Origin of the sequence: Yersinia rohdei ATCC 43380 (assembly GCF_000173775.1) — a bacterium.
GTDB lineage: Bacteria > Pseudomonadota > Gammaproteobacteria > Enterobacterales > Enterobacteriaceae > Yersinia > Yersinia rohdei.
In genome coordinates, this window is sequence record NZ_ACCD01000005.1 from 1 (window position 1) to 18901 (window position 18901).

Here is an 18901-nt window from a genome sequence, read left to right on the forward strand (position 1 = left end):
ACCATTCGTAAAGACGGTGTGCTTAATCTGGCAGAGGGTAGCGTAGCAACCAGCACCACCCTTGATGGCGGTGAATTTAATATTAAAGCTGGCGCGATTGCCAATAAAACTGACCTGATTAGTGGCACTTTGGATCTGGTGAACGGTGCCCGCGCCAATGAAACCACCATTCGTAAAGACGGTTTGCTTAATCTGGCAGAGGGTAGCGTAGCAACCAGCACCACCCTTGATGGCGGTAAGTTTATTATTCAAGTTGGTGCTATTGCCAATAAAACTGATCTCATCAATGGCACTTTGGATCTGGTGAAAAATACCCGCGCCAATGAAACCACCATTCGTAAAGACGGTGCGCTAAATCTGGCAGAGGGTGCCATAGCCACCCACACTATCATTGATGGCGGCGTGTTTGATGTTAAAGCCGGTGCTATTGCACAAAATACTGTGCTTAAATCCGGCAACTTCCAGCTGATTGACGGGGCTACCGCCAATAACACCACCGTCAATGGCGGCGTATTTACTCTGGCTGAGCATGCAGAAACCATCGGCACTATCATTGATGGCGGCGTGTTTGATATTAAAGCCGGTGCTATTGCACAAAATACCCGACTTAAATCCGGCAACTTCCAGCTGATTGACGGGGCTACCGCCAATAACACCACCGTCAATGGCGGCGTATTTACTCTGGCGGATAAAGCAGAAACAACCGGCACTATTATAGATGGCGGCGTGTTTGATATTAAATTCGGTGCTATTGCACAAAATACCCTACTTAAATCCGGCAACTTCCAGCTGATTGAAGGGGCTACAGCTAATAACACCACCGTCAGTGGCGGCGTATTTACTCTGGCGGATAAAGCAGAAACTACCGGCACTATCATAGATGGCGGCGCGTTTGATGTTCAAGCCGGTGCAGCCGCCTACGATACACTGGTGAAAAAAGGTAAATTTAACCTGATGGCGCTTGCGCAGGCCCATAAATTGGTAATTGAAAGCGGTGACGCCCTGATTGCTGGCCTGTTAACCGGCAATACTGAGCTGAAAGGGGGCACCACCACTTTCGATAAAACAGCTAATGTTAGCGGCTCTATTAATGCCGCTGAAAATAGCATTATCAACCTGCATGAGGGTGCAACAACAAAAGATTCAGACCTGGTCTTAGCCGGTCACATGACCTTGCTTTCCCCGGCACAAATTGCTGCCCAAACCCCTGGCCGCGCTGTTTTTGCCCGCTCAGCCTTTGCTGGTAATAATGGTCAGCCTGCACAGTTCGCCTTTAAAGATGTGAATCTGGCTGGCGGTACTATTGATTTGAGTAAGTCTCCCGCTAAGTTGACTATGGCGTCACTGACGGGTAACGGCCGCTTTAACTTAAGTACTAACCACAGCAGCGCGCCGCTAGCTGTTACCGGTAATGCTGAAGGTATGTTCGACATTCAACTTGATAGCAATGGTATTACCCCGACTAATCTGAATGTGATTGATGTAGCAGGAACCAATAAAGCCAGATTTGCACTGGTAAATGGGCATGTAGATTTGGGCAATTACCAGCATACATTGGTGAGTGACAACAATGGCGGCTTTAAACTGGTGGCCAATAAGAGTGCCATGACGCCAAGTGCGGCCGGGGCTTTAGCAATAGCAAACACCACGCCAGTTATCTTTGATGCCGAATTAAGCTCAATTCAGAATCGTCTTGATAAACAAAGTGTTTCTGCCAATGAAAGTGGTGTTTGGGGCACTTATCTGAATAACAATTATCAGGTTAAAGGGACTGCCACTAATTTCAGTCAGAAACTGAATGGCATGACATTGGGTGGCGATAAAGCCTTTGAAGTGGGCAATGCTATCTTTAGTGTCGGTGGTTTCGCCAGCCACAGCAGCTCAAACATGAAATCTGATTACCAGAGCACCGGTAGCATTGAGAGTAACTCTTTGGGTGCTTATGCCCAATATCTGGCTAACAGTGGTTACTACTTTAATACTGTGTTGAAAACTAACCAGTTTAAGCAAAACCTTAATGTGGTATCGCAAGGTAATAACGCCACCGGCACCACTAACTACTCTGGTCTGGGGGTTGCCGCAAAAGTGGGTAAACACATCAATATTGATGCAATGTATATTTCTCCTTTTGTTGGCCTGAGTAGCTTCACCTCCGGTAAAAGCACACAGCAGCTGTCTAACGGCATGAGCGTTCAGAGCCAGGGGTCAAGTAAGACCACTGGAACCATAGGGGTTAACTCCGGTTACCGCTTTATCTTAAATAATGGCGTAGCTTTAATGCCATACGGGACTTTCTCGTTAGATAGTGACCTGGTCAATAACAATGAAATCATGATTAACAATGAGAATTTTGATAATGGCCAGAAAGGTAGCCGTGCAAATGCGGGTGTCGGTGTGAATGTAAACCTGACCCCTAACCTGTCAGTCAACTCTGAAGTAGCAGTATCTAAAGGCAAGAATATTGCGACACCAATGACCATTAATGCGGGGGTTGCTTACTCCTTCTAAGTTACGCGATAAGTTATTCATGTAGCAATGATAAATATGCGTAATAAAATGGGAGCCTATATTGGCTCCCATTTTTATTAATGATTGGTCGATGGAATCACATTCCGTAGCCAACTGCCCCACTTACGTTGGTAAAACGCCTGAGTGTGGGTCATCAAATAATGACTTACTCCGCGCTCTTTCTCACTTACCACACAAAAATCTACCGGCTCATCATCCGGGGCATGGTCACTGGCCACATTACCGGCTTCTTGAATCAGTTGGTCAATCTCATCATCAGTGCCATCGACTTCCAATCCCACCAATAAGTTAGGCTTTTCATCCACACTTTTATCATGCATCAGCGCCAAAAATGCTCGCCGCACGGGTTTACGCTGGCTGAATAATTGGATCAGCGCATCAACCATAGCCGCAGGATATTCTGTTGGCTGCCCTAATAGAATTTGGCTCTCTTTATCCACAACCATTTCAGCCGGTTGCGCCAAACCGCCATTTTCCAACAGCATTGCCACTTCTTGCGGCCAGAACTCTTTGCCGTGCTCTGATTTAGGGTTCAAAAACAGGTGCGCGCCCTGCGTCATTTCAAATAACACCCGCACCGGCATGGCAACAAAGGGCTGTTTTTCACTGTCAGTGTGGTTGTCTTCGGCAATCTCCAGCGCCTGTTGTAGCACCTCTACTGAGGTAAAAAAAGGAATGACGGATTCGCCATCCTGCTTTTCCCAATGCAGAATATTCACGCCATTGCCCGCCGTGAATGTCATCGCACCATCCTCAGCGCGCTGCTCTGCATCATCCACCAGCACTAATACGGTAGCATCCAGCAAAGCACGGAAAAAAGCCGTGCGATACATGGATTCCGTTGCTGCCAGCTTTAACAGGGACTCAAGATTGTGGTCATTCTCATCATGGTGGTGATGGTCATGGCCATCATCAACAGGGGGTTGCGGCAAACTCATGTTCTACTCCGAAACTATCTTACGATGGGTAAATGGGCGGGGAGAGACAGCAGAATAAACTGTTCGCGCCACGAATGGCGCGAACCTAACCTATATGGCTTTCGCTAGCTATTTTGCTTTCGCTAACTATTTTGCTTTCGCTAGCTATTTTGCTTTCGCTAACAACAGATTAGCAATTGTGCGAACCCCTAAACCGGTGGCACCGGCAGACCATTGCTCAACCGCACCTTTGCGGTAAGTCGCAGAGCAGTCAATGTGCAGCCAGCCTTGCTGATAATTTTTCACAAAATGGGATAAAAATGCTGCGGCAGTGCTGGCACCCGCACTGTAGGCGGCACCCGCTACATTATTCAATTCAGCAAAATTAGACGGCAATTGGCTGCGGTGGAACTCAGCCAAAGGCAAGCGCCAGAAAGGTTCATGCTCGCTTTGCGCACTACCAAGTAACTCTTGCGCCAGTTCATCATCAAAGCTGAACAGTGCATGGTAATCATTGCCCAAGGCGGTTTTTGCCGCGCCGGTTAAAGTCGCTGCATCAATAATCAATGGGGCCTGCTGCTCAGAGGCATCAATCAGGCCATCAGCCAATACCAGACGCCCTTCTGCATCGGTATTCATGATTTCGACCGTCTTACCATTGCGATAACGAATAATATCACCCAACTTGAAGGCATTACCGCTAACCATATTATCCGCACAGCACAGATACAGTTTCACGCGCTGTTTTAAACCACGGGCCGCCGCCAAAGCCAGGGCTCCGGTCACTGTTGCCGCGCCGCCCATATCGGACTTCATCGAATCCATAAATCCGCTCTGTTTCAGGCTGTAACCACCTGAATCAAAAGTAATACCTTTGCCGACCAGACAAGCCATAACTGGCGCATCTGGGTTACCGGTTGGGTTATAGTCCAGCGCTAACAATACTGGCGCGCGATCAGAACCGCGACCAACAGTATAAATCCCGGCATACCCCTGCTCGCGCAGATCTTCACCTTTGGTGATGCGGTAGGTGACAGCATCACAGGACACCGCACACAACAAATCAATGGCGTTTTTAGCCAGCTGTTCTGGCCCTAAATCTTCGGCTGGCGCGTTAATGGTATCGCGCACCCAGTCAATAATCTTCAGCCGGTGCTCCAGCTCAGTTTTTTCTTGCTCTGGCAGTTCTGCCCACGCCACATTGCGCTGGCCTTTTGGCCCGCGGAACCCTTGCCAGAATGCCCAGCTTTGTTCCAGACCCCAGCCCTCACCGGCCAGTTTTACTTGTTTGATTCCTTGCCCATCGATTTTGCGGGCTGCGCGTTGAATAGCATCCAATTCACCCTTCCCCGTCAGGTGAATCGTGATGCCTTCTGCATCGGTACTGAGCAGGGCTTTCTCGCCCCAGCGGGCATCTGCCGGATTATGGGATAGGGATATTTGCATCATTTCTGTTGTCATGACAACCTCTTCATTATTATTTTTTACTGTTATTCAGCGGTTTATGCGCAGGTCTATATTGACCGCGGCGGATACCCATCTTGCTGTAAAATACTTAACTTACTTACGTAGACTTCTAAGGTATCAGATCAGATACAAAAAAGGGCCGCTTCCGCGACCCTATTGATATTTATTCGAACTCATCTAACCAAACGAGCAGAATCGCTTCCAGTATTTTTTCATTTGATCCCTGCGGGGAGTCATCGAAATCTTCCAAATCACAAATCCATTGGTGCATATCAGTAAAACGCACCGTTTTAGGATCAGTATCCGGGAACTGGTCGTAAAGGGCTTCGCCAATCTCGCGAGTATCTTGCCACGTTAAGCTCATATCAGTGTTCTCGTGCATGGTTAATGGTATAACGCGGGATCTCAACCACTAAGTCTTCGTCAGTCACTCTGGCCTGACAACTCAGACGGCTTTCCGGCTCCAAACCCCAAGCTTTATCCAGCATATCGTCTTCCAGTTCACTGCTTTCTGGCAGAGAATCAAAACCTTCGCGCACTACACAGTGGCAAGTCGTGCAGGCACAAGATTTCTCACAGGCATGCTCGATATCAATTCCATTGCGCAAGGCAACGTCCAGTATAGTCTCACCTTGAGTTGCTTCCAGTACTGCGCCATCCGGGCAAAGATCTTTATGGGGCAGAAATACTATTTTGGGCATGATTAAACCTCATCCACTGAATGGCCAGCCAAAGCACGGCGAATAGAAGCATCCATCCGGCGTGCGGCAAAATCTTGCGTTTGTGCATCTAACACTTTGATCGCAGCTTCGATTGCCTGTGGGTCAGAGCCCTGCATCTGCTGCTGTAATGACGTTATCGCCTGAGCGATAGCGTGACTTTCTTGCTCACTGAGTAATGTAGCGTCTGTGGCCAATGCGCCTTGTAAGCTTTCCAGCACCCGAGACGCTTCGACCTGTTGCTCCGCCAGCTTACGCGCGCCAATATCACTGTGCGCATTCGCCATCGAATCTTTAATCATATTGGCAATTTCATCATCAGATAGCCCATAAGATGGCTTCACCTGAATCGATGCCTCGACACCCGTGGATTTCTCCATCGCCGTGACACTCAATAAACCGTCAGCATCAACCTGGAAAGTCACCCGAATATGTGCCCCACCGGCAGGTAATGGTGGCAAGCCCCGTAAGCTAAAACGCGCTAAAGAGCGGCAATCTTGCACCAACTCGCGCTCGCCTTGCAGCACGTGGATAGCCATTCCAGTTTGCCCATCTTTAAAGGTGGTGAATTCTTGCGCGCGGGCTACCGGAATAGTGGTATTACGTGGAATCACTTTTTCCACCAAACCGCCCATTGTTTCCAGCCCTAATGACAGCGGGATAACATCCAGCAGCAGCATGTCACTGTCAGGTTTATTCCCCACCAGAATATCTGCTTGAATAGCCGCGCCAATGGCGACCACTTTATCGGGATCAATCGAGGTCAATGGCGTGCGGCCAAAGAATTTCCCAACCTGCTCGCGCACCAAAGGCACACGGGTCGAGCCGCCAACCATCACCACTTCCAAGACTTCATCGGCGCTGACACCGGCATCTTTTAATGCACGGCGGCAGGCCATTAATGTGCGTTTGACCAGTGAGCCAATCAAGGTTTCAAACTGTGCGCGGGTAATTTTCCCTTGCCAGCCAGCGACCGAAACATCAACAGTGTCGGCATCACTTAACGCAATTTTAGCCGCAATAGCCGCATCAAGTAATTGCCGCTGAATCCCGTGATCATCACGTGAATCAATACCGGCTTGCTCACGCAGCCAATCTGCCAATAAATGGTCGAAATCATCGCCACCAAGCGCCGAGTCGCCGCCCGTCGCCAACACTTCAAACACCCCACGGCTCAAGCGCAGAATAGAGATGTCAAATGTCCCGCCGCCCAAGTCGTAAACAGCAATCACCCCTTCCTGACCTGAATCCAGGCCATAGGCGATGGCGGCAGCGGTGGGTTCATTTAGCAAACGCAACACATGCAGCCCAGCTAGACGGGCAGCATCTTTGGTTCCCTGGCGCTGTGCATCATCAAAATAGGCGGGAACAGTGATAACGACGCCGTCCAACTCCCCTTCCAATGCTGCTTGCGCCCGCTGTGCCAGTATCTTGAGAATGTCCGCAGACACCTGCACCGGATTGACCAACCCGGCTGCGGTTTGGATCATTGGCAAGCCATTTTCACTTGGCTGGAATTGGTACGGCAGATTAGGGTAACGCTGGAGGATATCCGCTAAAGAGCGGCCCATCATACGTTTGACTGAGCTGATAGTGTTGGCCGGATCTAACGCCGCTAAATCACGCGCATTCCAACCAACATCAATGCCATGTTGTTGATAATGAACCACTGAGGGCAGCAAGTCCCGCAGCTGTTCATCTTCCAGTGTTTGCGCTTTACCGCTGCGCACTGTCGCTACCAATGAATTGGTGGTACCTAAGTCTATTCCTGCGGCCAACCGGCGTTGATGTGGTGCCGCTGTTAAACCAGGCTCACTAATTTGTAATAAGGCCATGTTGAGCTTCCATCAATCATGAATCTATATCCTCAGTCCTTAAAGCCACAGGAGCTAGACGCTTTTACTCATTCGCATCACTTATATATGTAAGTGCATTTGAATGTGCTTAATTGCAGCCTACCTGTCACTCCAAGTTCGTTGGCTATATAAAAAATTTGGCGACACGCTCTAATAAGAATCAGTCGGACATTATAGTAATCAATAACTTTATTTTTATTTATTCTTATCAATGAGTTGAAAAAATCTCACTCTATTAAATTTCGTATTCTTCTAGATAATCAGGCAAAATCGTCAAACAGGCGCTCTTCCAATTGCTCAACCTGCTGCTGTAATTTATCCAAAAAACGTAATTTTCGGACGGTATCAGCTGCAAGTTCCCACTGTTGGTTATCCAGTTGTTCGACCATCAGTTGGCTACGCGTGCCAGTCATCAGGGTAAGGCGATGACTGAAAGCCTCAAGCCGTGTTTCGGCATCAGACTGGTGCTCAATAGCATCAAGCTCTTCGCGCAGTTCTAATTGCTCCATCAGAAAAGCGGTATCGCGCATCGTGTGTTGTTCATTACCTAAATCAAAACCCTGCAAAGATAGCATATACTCGGCCCGTTTTAATGGGTGCTTGAGGGTTTGATAGGCATCATTGATGGTCGCGGCCTGCTGTAAAGAGGCTAAACGTTCGCGTTCTGGCTGGTTGGCAAAGCGATCGGGATGGAATTGGCGTTGCAATTCCTGATAGCGGGCAGTGAGTTGGTTACCGTCAATCCGGTACTGAGCCGGCAACCCGAATAATGTGAAATAATCCATAGCATGCTCTGGGAGTTAACACCCTTCGTCTTTGAAGTTGCAGGGCGGTTCGCCGGAGTCCTCCTAAAATGACTTACTTAAGTAAGCTTATTAGGATTTTCTTACTGGCTGATGACCTACAACTCCAATGATATTAGGTATATATGAAGCATCAAATGCCTAAGGCAGGGACAAAAACAGGTATTAGACGTTAAAGCTTTCGCCACATCCGCACTCACCAGAGACATTCGGATTGTTGAACTTAAAGCCTTCATTCAGCCCTTCTTTGACGAAATCCAGTTCGGTACCGTCAAGATAAACCATGCTTTTGCCGTCGATGATCACTTTCACACCTTTGTCTTCAAAAACGATATCGTCATCGTTCATTTCATCAACAAATTCCAGGACATATGCCATACCGGAGCAGCCCGACGTTCTTACGCCCAAGCGCAGACCCAAGCCCTTACCACGGTGATTTAAAAAGGCGCTGACCCGTTGTGCAGCACTGTCGCTGATTGATATCGACATACAACTACCTCAACTCTTAAAAACTGCCCATAGAGACAATATCGCAATATGGGCTAGCTATTAATAACCTATTTTACAACTACTTAGCAGTATGTTTGCTTTTGTAGTCGGCGATAGCTGCTTTGATGGCATCTTCTGCCAGAATCGAGCAGTGAATTTTGACTGGCGGCAACTCCAGTTCTTCTGCGATCTGGGTATTCTTGATAGCAGAAGCTTGATCGAGAGACTTGCCTTTCATCCATTCAGTTACCAGAGAGCTGGAAGCAATGGCAGAACCGCAACCATAAGTCTTGAAACGTGCATCTTCAATGATGCCGGCTTCGTTAACTTTGATCTGCAATTTCATGACATCACCACAAGCAGGTGCGCCAACCATGCCGCTACCAATGGTAGGATCTTCGTTGTCGAATGACCCAACGTTACGTGGGTTTTCGTAATGATCTATTACTTTTTCGCTGTAAGCCATGTGATTACTCCTGAGTCTTAAAGTCTGGAATTAATGGTGAGACCATTCAATGCTGCTGATATCCACGCCCTGCTTGAACATATCCCACAACGGAGATAAATCACGCAGACGACCAATGGATTTACGCACCAGCGCAATGGCGTAGTCGATCTCTTCTTCAGTGGTGAAACGCCCCAAAGAGAAACGAATTGAACTGTGAGCCAGTTCGTCGTTCATCCCTAACGCACGCAACACGTAAGAAGGTCCAGACTCGCGGAGGTACAGGCTGAACCAGATGAAACAGCCAAATCTTTTAATGCCATGATAAGCGATTCACCTTCAACATAGTTGAAGCTGACGTTAAGAATGCCAGGTGCACCATTCTCCAAATCGCCATTCAGGTAAACTTCTTCGATATCTTTCAGGCCATCCCACAAACGCAGACGCAGTTTACGCAAGCGCTCAGCTTCGCTTTCCATCTCTTCTTTAGCAATACGGTAAGCTTCACCCATGCCAGCGATTTGATGTACTGGCAAGGTGCCGGAACGCATACCGCGCTCATGACCGCCGCCGTGCTGCTGTGCTTCAATGCGAATACGTGGTTTGCGACGCACAAAAAGTGCGCCAATGCCCATCGGGCCATAAACTTTATGGGCAGAGAAGGACATCAAATCCACTTTCAGCTTGCTTAGGTCAATAGGTAATTTACCGACACTTTGGGTGGCATCAACATGGAAAATGATCCCGCGGCTACGGCACATTTCGCCGATTTGGGCGATATCCTGCACCACACCGATTTCATTATTCACATGCATGATAGAAACCAAAATGGTGTCTTCACGCATTGCTGCTTCCAGCTGTTGGAGATCGATAATACCGTTAGATTGTGGTGCCAAATAAGTCACTTCGAAGCCTTCGCGCTCCAATTGGCGACAAGTATCCAGCACAGCTTTATGTTCGGTCTTACAGGTGATGATGTGCTTGCCTTTCTTCTGGTAGAAGTTGGCTGCACCTTTAATTGCGAGGTTATCAGACTCAGTTGCACCAGAGGTGAAGACTATCTCGCGAGGGTCTGCACCAACTAATGCGGCAATATCATTACGTGCAATATCAACAGCTTCTTCTGCCTGCCAACCGAACTTATGAGAACGAGAGGCCGGGTTACCGAAAATACCGTCCAGAGTCAGGTATTGCATCATTTTTTCAGCGACACGAGGGTCTACCGGGGTCGTTGCTGCATAATCCAGATAGATCGGTGTCTTTATTTTTGATTCGGTCATTGCTCTTATGCTCCGTACATCACTTCCAAAACGAAAAATTCCGCAGATTCTGCTTATGCGCGCAGATTGACGTTAATCGTCTCTTGCGGTCGGCCATTGGCCGTACGGCGCGTATCGTTATTTTGACGATCCGCTACCTCAAGAATATCTTGGTTATTAACCAGTTCTGCCAACGTGATGTTGTTGAGGAAGCTGCTGATGCGCTCACTCAAATCACGCCACAAGGTATGCGTAAGGCAACGATCGCCCCCTTGGCACCCTTCTTTACCCTGACAACGGGTTGCATCGACAGATTCGTCAACTGCGGTAATCACTGCACCTACCGCGATTTCTGATGCATCTTTCCCCAGCAGGTAACCGCCACCTGGACCACGAACGCTGGCAACTAAGCCATTTTTGCGTAACCGTGAAAAAAGCTGTTCCAAGTAGGATAACGAGATCCCCTGACGTTCAGAAATATCTGCCAGAGGAACTGGCCCGTCCTGGGAATGTAATGCCACATCAAGCATGGCGGTTACAGCATAACGGCCTTTGGATGTCAGTCTCATAGCTAAAATTACCTGTTGGTGAAAACGAGCCAGAATTTTGACATTCTTGAGTATTTTAGTCAACTATTTAACCTAGTAATTTACTCAAGTATTATTTGTCTGCCTCATTCTCAATAACACTGGGTGATTTGTAATTTAACTAATTGATATATAACATTATTTAATTTCTTTATGCTCACTGTCATCTGTAGCACGTGGTGGACATTTATCTTGTTTTTCAATCGATGTCAGCATCCCACGCAAAATATTCAGCTCTTGAGCTTCTGGTCGCGCGCGGGTAAACAGGCGGCGTAATTTGCTCATAATCTGGCCCGGATGTGCCTGGCGAATAAAACCGGTATGAGATAAAACCTGCTCCAAATGTAAATAGAAACGCTCCAAATCATCCACCAAAGGATAAGGGGCTTCCACTTCTTCTACTAGAGGAGCTGCTGCCTGTTGGCGGTCAAGGAATGCCACCCGCACTTCATAGGCTATAATTTGTACGGCCATTGCCAAATTCAGTGAGCTGTATTCTGGGTTTGCCGGAATCGCCACATGATAATGACATTTTTGCAGCTCTTCATTAGTAAGACCAACACGCTCACGGCCAAACACCAATGCCACTGGAGCATGCTCTGCTTCGCGTGCGCTGCGAACCCCACATTCGCGCGGCTCTAGCATCGGCCACGGCAAAGTACGAGAGCGGGCGCTGGTGCCGACCACCAGATTACAACCTGCTAATGCTTCATCCAATGTATCAACGATGGTGGCATTGCCAATCACATCGCTGGCACCGGCGGAGAGTGCAATAGCCTGAGAATCCGGTTTTACCAAAGGATTGACCAGATATAAATTAGATAATCCCATGGTTTTCATGGCTCTGGCTGTTGAACCCATATTGCCGGTGTGTGAAGTCTCAACCAAAACGATACGAATATTGTGTAACATACAAACTCTGAGGATAACGGGGAATCGCCATATCTTAACACAGACATAGGCATTTATCAGATCCCCTGCTATACTACGCGCCGTTTCTCGTTCTTTAACATCCTAGTGGAAGATACCCATGCATCCGATGCTGACTATCGCCATACGCGCTGCGCGTAAGGCCGGTAACCTGATTGCCAAAAATTATGAAACTCCGGACGCTGTCGAAGCGAGCCAGAAAGGCAGTAATGACTTTGTTACTAACGTTGACCGTGACTCAGAGAGTCTAATTGTTGATGTTATTCGTAAATCTTACCCAAAACACACCATTATTGGTGAAGAATGTGGTGAGTTAGTTGGCGAAGACGATGATGTACAATGGGTTATTGATCCACTGGATGGCACTAGCAACTTCATCAAACGTCTCCCTCATTTCGCAGTTTCTATCGCAGTACGCATCAAAGGCCGTACCGAAGTCGCGGTAGTTTATGACCCAATGCGTAACGAACTCTTTACAGCAACCCGTGGTCAAGGCGCTCAGTTAAATGGTTATCGCCTGCGTGGCACCAATGCCAAAGATTTAGACGGCACCATTCTGGCGACCGGTTTCCCATTCAAAGTTAAACAACACGCACCGGCCTATCTTCGTGTCGTGGGTAAACTGTTTGAACAATGTGCTGACTTCCGTCGTACCGGTTCTGCGGCACTGGATCTGGCTTATGTGGCTGCAGGTCGTGTCGATGGTTTCTTTGAGATTGGTTTGAAACCTTGGGATTTCGCCGGTGGTGAGCTGTTAGTTCGTGAGTCTGGCGGTATCGTGACTGACTTTGCTGGCGGTCATAACCATTTCAGCTCTGGGAATATCGTTGCGGGTAACCCACGTATTGTGAAATCTATCGTTCAAGCAATGAGCGATGAAATCAGTGATGCATTGAAACGTTAATATTTCACATTGCCGCTGTGTAGCTCTATAGCGAAAACCAGTCTGTTAACCCTGACTGGTTTTTTTATGCCTAAATTTAGCGGCCAAATGGCCTTATCCCCCCAATGGCTTCGGGCTGACTGGAAAGATAAAGCAACACTCCGGCAAATAACAAAATGATGCCACCGGTTAATGCTAATGTCGCCCAAACCAAGGTTCCCCAAGCCGCAGGGGCGCGGTTTCGGCTAAGATGCACAGCTAGTCGTCGCGCATAATGGACAAACAATGCCAGCACCGAGATAGTTAATGATGTTCCTATTGCCATAGCAATGGCTGACAAAATCCCCCACCAATAAACACCAATTACTTTGGCAAACAACAACACCATAATTGCACCAGAACAAGGTCGCATCCCCATTGCCAATACAATGGCCAACCGGGTGCGCCAGTCACCTCCGGCCTGCAGTTCTTGCGCACTTGGCATATGACGATGCCCACAGCCGCAACTATCACTGTGAATATGATTATCAGCTAAAGGTTGTATCCGCTGAATACTCATCTTCTGTGGCTTTAACATTTTTATCTGTTGATATAACCGCTTTAGAGCTCGAAAACACAACAAAACCCCCAGCGCAATAACCAACAAGAAGCTGCCTTTTTCCAGCCAGAAACTGCTTTGGTGTAAATAGCGGGAGGACAGTTGCAACACACCGAGCAGCACTGTCACTAGCAAGATAGCCACACCGCCTTGCAGTATCGACGCGGCAAAGGTCAGCTTCAAACTGCTTTTTAACTGTGCCGGATGGGTCGCTAAATAGGTCACGATCACCACTTTGCCGTGCCCCGGCCCCACCGCATGCAGCACACCATATATGAGGCTAAACATCATCAGCGCGAGGCCCGCCTGGTGTGGATTGGCTTTAACCTGTTGCAATAGCTGAGCCATTTGCTGATGCATATTTTTTTGCCAGACCACTGTTTTAAACAGCAGTTCCGGCCAATAGAGCCAGGCGACATAACCTGCACCGACCAGAAACACGAAAAAAAGCAGCAGTGGCCATAAATTTATCAGCCAATTTCGTTGCCGTGAAGCGACAGCTATCCCTACTGACATTGCACAGTGACCTGTTGTGCAAATTGCTTACCCAGTTCCATATCTTCTCCCGGTGAATCACTCTTATCCAATGACAACGCATAGCTTTGTAATGAGGCATTTGGATTTGGCGTAAATAAGGTTAATTTGCAGTTTTTTTCCATTTCTGGCGATAACCTTACGGCCTGATTACCTGCATAACTCATATCCACAAAATATGTAGGGTCGTAAGTCGAGATACTAAAAGGTTTCCCAGCCAAAGGCTGTGGTTCTGCCAGCGGCAAAATAAATTCCAACACGGCCTGATGGCCCTTACGAGATAAATGATATTCTGTCGGTAAATTCTTATATTTCACTGGGTTACCATCACGGTATATATCAGTGAAATAATGCTGCCCAAGCACATTGGCCATCACTTCGGCTGCCAGTTTCTTCCAGATTTCAGAGTCACTTTTGGCATTTTCTGCGTCATACAACAGATCGGCAGAAGTAATCTCATCCATCGTCCAGACCATTTTCACTCCCACCAGCTTCTGTTGTTCACTGACGAAAGTGGCATCCATATCAATAAAACTGTGGGGATGAGCCTCAACTAACTGACTGTAAATAGCCATATACCCCACGATTAATAAGGCTATCAATCGGTTAACTACAGATAATTTGTTATAACATAACATAACCTGCATAAATCAATCCTTTGGAATTCCACGATAACTGTGATGTAAGTTGTAAGTCGATGTAAAAGCCCCTGGCCCCAGTAAACTGAATAGAATCTCTTTTGCTATGCTTGATAATGATGAATAACAGCAAATCCATCATGGAAGGTTATATGCGACTGGACACTTCTTCTGAGCCCCAATTACCTGATCAAGAGTTGCCCAATAAATCGCTATCCGGCCAACAACGCCGTTGCCATATGTTATTGATGCTATTTATGCCAGTGCAAACAGTACAGCTGGACACTATTAGCCAACTTAACGGCGTCGGAGTACCGACTACTCGGGAAGATATAGCCGAGGTAGCCAATGAAATCCAGCGTTTCTACCATTTGCAGCTCAGTAGCACTGCCGAAAACTGTTTGATTTACGGCAACCGGCTCGATCAACGGCTCTGCTTTATTCACTGGCTGCGCCGTGGAATACGCTATTGCCCTGAGTTTGTTGAAAACTATTTTGCTCCGCGTTTATATAATGCACTCTCATGGGATAACCGGCTGATATCAGAGGAATTACCTGAAATTATCGCGCAATGCGAACCTTATCTGAACCGCCAACTCAATGAGAAAGACCGCCTGTTTTTGCAACTTTATTTGGCCCATTGTGCTTTTGAGCATCGGCAACAAATGTTACCGGAGTTATCTCTCGCCCAGCAGCAGTGGCTGGTACGCAAGCCCGCTCTGGCCGCCGCTGACCATTTATTTGATTCATTTAATCCGCTGTTAAGTAACCCACTCGATAAAATAGAACGAGACGTGCTAATACTGATGCTGACAATGATTAAAGCGCACAGTTATCACAGCACTCAATCAGTGGAGGATTTACGTCTAATCAATGCTATCAATCAGTTAGTTATGCGTTTCCAACAGTTTTCCGGTATGACATTGAGCAGTAATGAAATGTTGATGAGCCAGCTATTCGCCCATCTTGCTCCCGCGATTGAGCGCTGTTATTTCAATATCGGAATTGATAATTCATTGTTGGAAGAGGTTATCCGTAAATATCCCCGGCTATTACGAACAACCCGGCAGGCGCTCGCCGCTTTCGAGCAGGAATACCAAATTCAATTCTCTACCGATGAAGTCGGCCTGATTGCCATTAGTTTTGGTGCCTGGTTAATGCAGGATAATGCATTACAGGAAAAGCAGATTTTACTGTTGACGCAGAATAATCCAGCATTAGAACAACAACTTGAGCAGCAAATTCGTGAGTTAACCCTTTTGCCGTTACATATTAAATATTTGCCCCATGAGGTGTATTTGCAATCAGGTGCACCTGCCGGCACGGCAGTGGTGCTAACCCCTTATGCTGTACAGCAACCTGAATCAATGCCCCCATTGATTCAGGTGCTGTTACCGCTGACTGCGCAACAAAACCAACAGTTACGCAGTCTATTAGAACTCCCCTAAGTGGCGGGTTCTTCTGGTATCGCAACCACCTGAGGGCGAATAAACAGCGCTGGGATCACTATCAATGCCATCACCCAGAACACCCCGCCCTGGTAATGCTCAAACAAGAAACCAGAAATTACCGTCATCACTGCAATCCCACCGCCCATTGCCAGTGCAGAATAAATCGACTGCAAGCGAATTACATCAGGCCCGCGCCGGGCTGCAATGAAGCGCATCGCCGCCAGATGGCAAACAGTAAATGAGCCACAGTGGAGGATTTGAATAAAAATCAACCAGGGCAACTCGGTAGTGGAAGCCATCAGACTCCAGCGAATAATGCCACTGATGGCGGAAAGCAGTAACAGGCTGCGGGCCGTCCAGCGGCGGAAAAGAACATTACTAAATGCGAACACCAGAATTTCGGCAACCACACCTAATGACCACAAATAGCCAATGGTGGCGGCAGAATAACCGGCATCCTGCCAATAAATAGAGCTGAAACTGTAATAACCGGCATGTGCGCCTTGCAATAGGGTGACACAGAGTAAAAAGCGCCACACCTGCGGCTCAGACAACAATATTTTCCAGCGCGTGGCGGCAACATTAGAGTGTTTAACCTCCCCTTTCGGCATGACGCTAGGTTTCAGCAATGACCCCAATAACATGGCTGAGACACCGAAAAGTAAACTATAAAGAATGGCCGGATGCCCCCAAACAGAAACCAACTTACCGGTCAATGCCGAGCCAATAACAAAGGCCAGCGATCCCCATAACCGGACTTTGCCGTAATCCATGGTTATCTGCTTTTGCCAGGTGCCGGCCAACGCGTCTGTTAGTGGCACTAATGGGCCAAAAAATAAGTTAAAACCAGCAATAATCACCATCAACCAAGCCCAGCCATTACCAAACCAAAAACCGACAGCAAAAGCTAAAGTCAGTAATGCCAAAATTCGAATGGCAGTCACCAGGTGAGAAGGATCTTTAACGCTGGGAGCAATAATCAAGCTGCCGAGAAAACGGGAAATTAATCCAGCCCCCAGCAAAATCCCAATGGTTTCAGGGGGTATTCCTTCCCCTTGTAACCAGATGCCCCAAAAAGGCAGAAAAATGCCATAAGAAAAGAAATAGGTGAAATAGCTGAGCGACAGCCAACGTGTTGATTGCAATACCATGAATCCCTCCGAGGTCAGCCGTCACTGTGACAGAGCTCCCGTCAGCTAGCAATATTGTAATCATCCAAACATAGGGTTTGCGATGAAGTTCACGTTTCAATTACATGAATTACATATCACCAACAAAAGGTGCGGCAGCCCCCGCAACATATTCATGGCCTTATTTAGCGGTCTGACATGCATAAAAAAACCCGCATTACGCGGGTTTTTATTAGTTAAAGCCGATCGCTAGCAATTATGCGTAAACCGGGAAACGGGCACAGATTTCCAGAACTTTTTGTTTGATGCGTTCGACAGTCGCTTCGTCGTTGATGTTATCCAACACATCACACATCCAACCCGCCAGTTCACGAGATTCTTCTTCTTTGAAACCACGGCGGGTAATCGCCGGAGAACCAATACGCACACCGGAAGTCACAAACGGGCTTTTCGGGTCGTTAGGAACGCTGTTTTTGTTCACAGTAATATTGGCACGACCTAAAGCGGCATCTGCATCTTTACCAGTGATATTTTTATCCACTAAATCAAGCAAGAACAGATGGTTATCAGTCCCACCAGAAACGACTTTGTAACCACGATCCAAGAAGACCGCAACCATAGCTTTTGCATTTTTAGCCACTTGTTGCTGGTAGACCTTGAACTCAGGTTCCATTGCTTCTTTCAATGCAACCGCTTTGCCAGCGATAACATGCATCAACGGGCCGCCCTGGTTTGCCGGGAACACCGAGGAATTTAATTTTTTATACAGCTCTTCATCGCCACCTTTTGCCAAAATCAAACCGCCACGTGGGCCAGCTAGAGTTTTGTGGGTGGTGGTGGTAACAATGTGCGCATGTGGAACAGGGTTTGGATAAACGCCCGCAGCTACCAGGCCCGCAACGTGAGCCATGTCGACAAAGAACCATGCGCCGATGCTATCAGCGATTTCGCGCATTTTTGCCCAATCAACAATACCGGAATAAGCAGAGAAGCCGCCGATGATCATTTTTGGTTTATGAATTTCGGCCTGACGAGCCATATCTTCATAATCAATTTTGCCAGATTCATCAATGCCATAAGGCACGATATTATAAAGTTTGCCAGAGAAGTTTACTGGTGAGCCGTGGGTCAAATGACCGCCGTGTGCCAGATTCATCCCCAGAACAGTATCGCCTGGTTGCAGCAAAGCAGAATAAACGGCTACGTTGGCCTGAGAACCGGAATGCGGTTGAACGTTGGCGTAATCAGCACCAAACAATTCTTTAGCGCGATCAATGGCTAATTGTTCAACGATATCAACATATTCACAGCCACCGTAATAACGTTTGCCCGGATAACCTTCAGCATATTTGTTCGTCAACTGGGAACCTTGCGCCTGCATAACTCGCGGGCTGGTGTAGTTCTCAGAGGCAATCAGTTCAATGTGCTCTTCCTGGCGCACCACTTCTTGCTGCATTGCACGCCATAGATCTGCATCATAATCGGCAATGTTCATTTCACGCTTTAACATCCGGCTCTCCTGACTTAGCTAAATATTCCTATACCCAACGTCATTGGTGTTGCCACTTGGCGACCAATGAGCGAGTCCCGATGAGCTGACCCACGCCAGTGATTCGGGTAAGTGAGAGCAGCTAGCACCGCTGCAGCTTCAAGTACGAAGGGTATA

17 protein-coding genes and 1 pseudogene are annotated in these 18901 nt (G+C 47.6%); 3 read left to right on the plus strand and 15 right to left on the minus strand.

Annotated elements, in window-relative coordinates; translation table 11 throughout:
• The coding region (locus YROHD0001_RS12390) for an autotransporter outer membrane beta-barrel domain-containing protein (protein ID WP_248631001.1) at window positions 1–2508 on the plus strand (2508 nt) is incomplete at its 5' end.
• Between the two features lie 77 nt (window positions 2509–2585).
• Here YROHD0001_RS12390 and sseB read toward each other — a convergent pair.
• The 11 genes and pseudogenes from sseB to trmJ all read right to left on the minus strand — a co-directional run bounded on the left by sseB (window position 2586) and on the right by trmJ (window position 11983).
• On the minus strand, window positions 2586–3467 hold the full coding sequence (gene sseB / locus YROHD0001_RS12385) for an enhanced serine sensitivity protein SseB (protein ID WP_004713936.1): 882 nt from the start codon (window positions 3465–3467) through the stop codon (window positions 2586–2588).
• Window positions 3468–3611: 144 nt separating this feature from the next.
• Window positions 3612–4907, minus strand: a complete 1296-nt coding sequence (gene pepB, locus YROHD0001_RS12380; protein ID WP_004713937.1) for an aminopeptidase PepB — start codon at window positions 4905–4907, stop codon at window positions 3612–3614.
• A gap of 169 nt (window positions 4908–5076) precedes the next feature.
• Window positions 5077–5277 carry a Fe-S cluster assembly protein IscX gene (gene iscX, locus YROHD0001_RS12375; RefSeq protein WP_004713938.1) on the minus strand — a complete coding sequence of 67 codons (201 nt, stop codon included), beginning with the start codon at window positions 5275–5277 and terminating at the stop codon, window positions 5077–5079.
• A 1-nt stretch (window position 5278) separates the two neighbouring features.
• On the minus strand, window positions 5279–5614 hold the full coding sequence (fdx, locus tag YROHD0001_RS12370) for an ISC system 2Fe-2S type ferredoxin (RefSeq protein WP_004713939.1): 336 nt from the start codon (window positions 5612–5614) through the stop codon (window positions 5279–5281).
• Between the two features lie 2 nt (window positions 5615–5616).
• On the minus strand, window positions 5617–7467 hold the full coding sequence (gene hscA, locus YROHD0001_RS12365) for a Fe-S protein assembly chaperone HscA (protein WP_004713940.1): 1851 nt from the start codon (window positions 7465–7467) through the stop codon (window positions 5617–5619).
• A gap of 281 nt (window positions 7468–7748) precedes the next feature.
• Complete coding sequence (hscB, locus tag YROHD0001_RS12360; protein ID WP_004713941.1) at window positions 7749–8273, minus strand: co-chaperone HscB; 525 nt, start codon at window positions 8271–8273, stop codon at window positions 7749–7751.
• 183 nt (window positions 8274–8456) lie between these two features.
• Window positions 8457–8780: an iron-sulfur cluster assembly protein IscA gene (iscA, locus tag YROHD0001_RS12355; RefSeq protein ID WP_004713942.1), complete on the minus strand. Its 324-nt coding sequence runs from the start codon at window positions 8778–8780 to the stop codon at window positions 8457–8459.
• 79 nt (window positions 8781–8859) lie between these two features.
• Entirely contained in the window at window positions 8860–9246 is a 387-nt protein-coding gene (gene iscU / locus YROHD0001_RS12350) for a Fe-S cluster assembly scaffold IscU (protein ID WP_004713943.1), read from the minus strand.
• Between the two features lie 30 nt (window positions 9247–9276).
• Window positions 9277–10490 (minus strand): annotated as a pseudogene (locus tag YROHD0001_RS19275) (IscS subfamily cysteine desulfurase).
• A 68-nt stretch (window positions 10491–10558) separates the two neighbouring features.
• Window positions 10559–11053 (minus strand): Fe-S cluster assembly transcriptional regulator IscR, encoded by a 495-nt coding sequence (gene iscR / locus YROHD0001_RS12345; RefSeq protein WP_032816388.1) that lies wholly within the window; start codon window positions 11051–11053, stop codon window positions 10559–10561.
• 156 nt (window positions 11054–11209) lie between these two features.
• Window positions 11210–11983 (minus strand): tRNA (cytosine(32)/uridine(32)-2'-O)-methyltransferase TrmJ, encoded by a 774-nt coding sequence (gene trmJ / locus YROHD0001_RS12340; RefSeq protein WP_004713947.1) that lies wholly within the window; start codon window positions 11981–11983, stop codon window positions 11210–11212.
• Between the two features lie 118 nt (window positions 11984–12101).
• Here trmJ and suhB point away from each other — a divergent pair, with 118 nt between their 5' ends.
• The gene (gene suhB, locus YROHD0001_RS12335) at window positions 12102–12905 is read left to right on the plus strand and encodes an inositol-1-monophosphatase (protein ID WP_004713948.1); all 804 of its coding nucleotides are present in this window, start codon (window positions 12102–12104) and stop codon (window positions 12903–12905) included.
• 76 nt (window positions 12906–12981) lie between these two features.
• On the opposite strand, the gene YROHD0001_RS12330 is transcribed toward suhB, so the two are convergent.
• Both YROHD0001_RS12330 and YROHD0001_RS12325 read right to left on the minus strand, forming a co-directional pair.
• Window positions 12982–13998 (minus strand): nickel/cobalt transporter, encoded by a 1017-nt coding sequence (locus YROHD0001_RS12330; RefSeq protein WP_032816390.1) that lies wholly within the window; start codon window positions 13996–13998, stop codon window positions 12982–12984.
• Window positions 13989–14654 carry a DUF1007 family protein gene (locus YROHD0001_RS12325; RefSeq protein ID WP_186373548.1) on the minus strand — a complete coding sequence of 222 codons (666 nt, stop codon included), beginning with the start codon at window positions 14652–14654 and terminating at the stop codon, window positions 13989–13991. Before YROHD0001_RS12325 ends, YROHD0001_RS12330 begins: the two co-directional genes overlap by 10 nt.
• Before the next feature lie 152 nt (window positions 14655–14806).
• Between YROHD0001_RS12325 and csiE the strand changes: the two genes are divergently transcribed.
• Window positions 14807–16102, plus strand: a complete 1296-nt coding sequence (gene csiE / locus YROHD0001_RS0117495) for a stationary phase inducible protein CsiE (protein WP_032816488.1) — start codon at window positions 14807–14809, stop codon at window positions 16100–16102.
• Here csiE and YROHD0001_RS12320 read toward each other — a convergent pair.
• Both YROHD0001_RS12320 and glyA read right to left on the minus strand, forming a co-directional pair.
• Window positions 16099–17256, minus strand: a complete 1158-nt coding sequence (locus tag YROHD0001_RS12320) for a 3-phenylpropionate MFS transporter (protein WP_004713951.1) — start codon at window positions 17254–17256, stop codon at window positions 16099–16101. The genes csiE and YROHD0001_RS12320 overlap by 4 nt on opposite strands.
• A gap of 235 nt (window positions 17257–17491) precedes the next feature.
• Window positions 17492–18745 carry a serine hydroxymethyltransferase gene (glyA, locus tag YROHD0001_RS12315; RefSeq protein WP_032816394.1) on the minus strand — a complete coding sequence of 418 codons (1254 nt, stop codon included), beginning with the start codon at window positions 18743–18745 and terminating at the stop codon, window positions 17492–17494.
• Window positions 18746–18901: the final 156 nt, after the last annotated feature.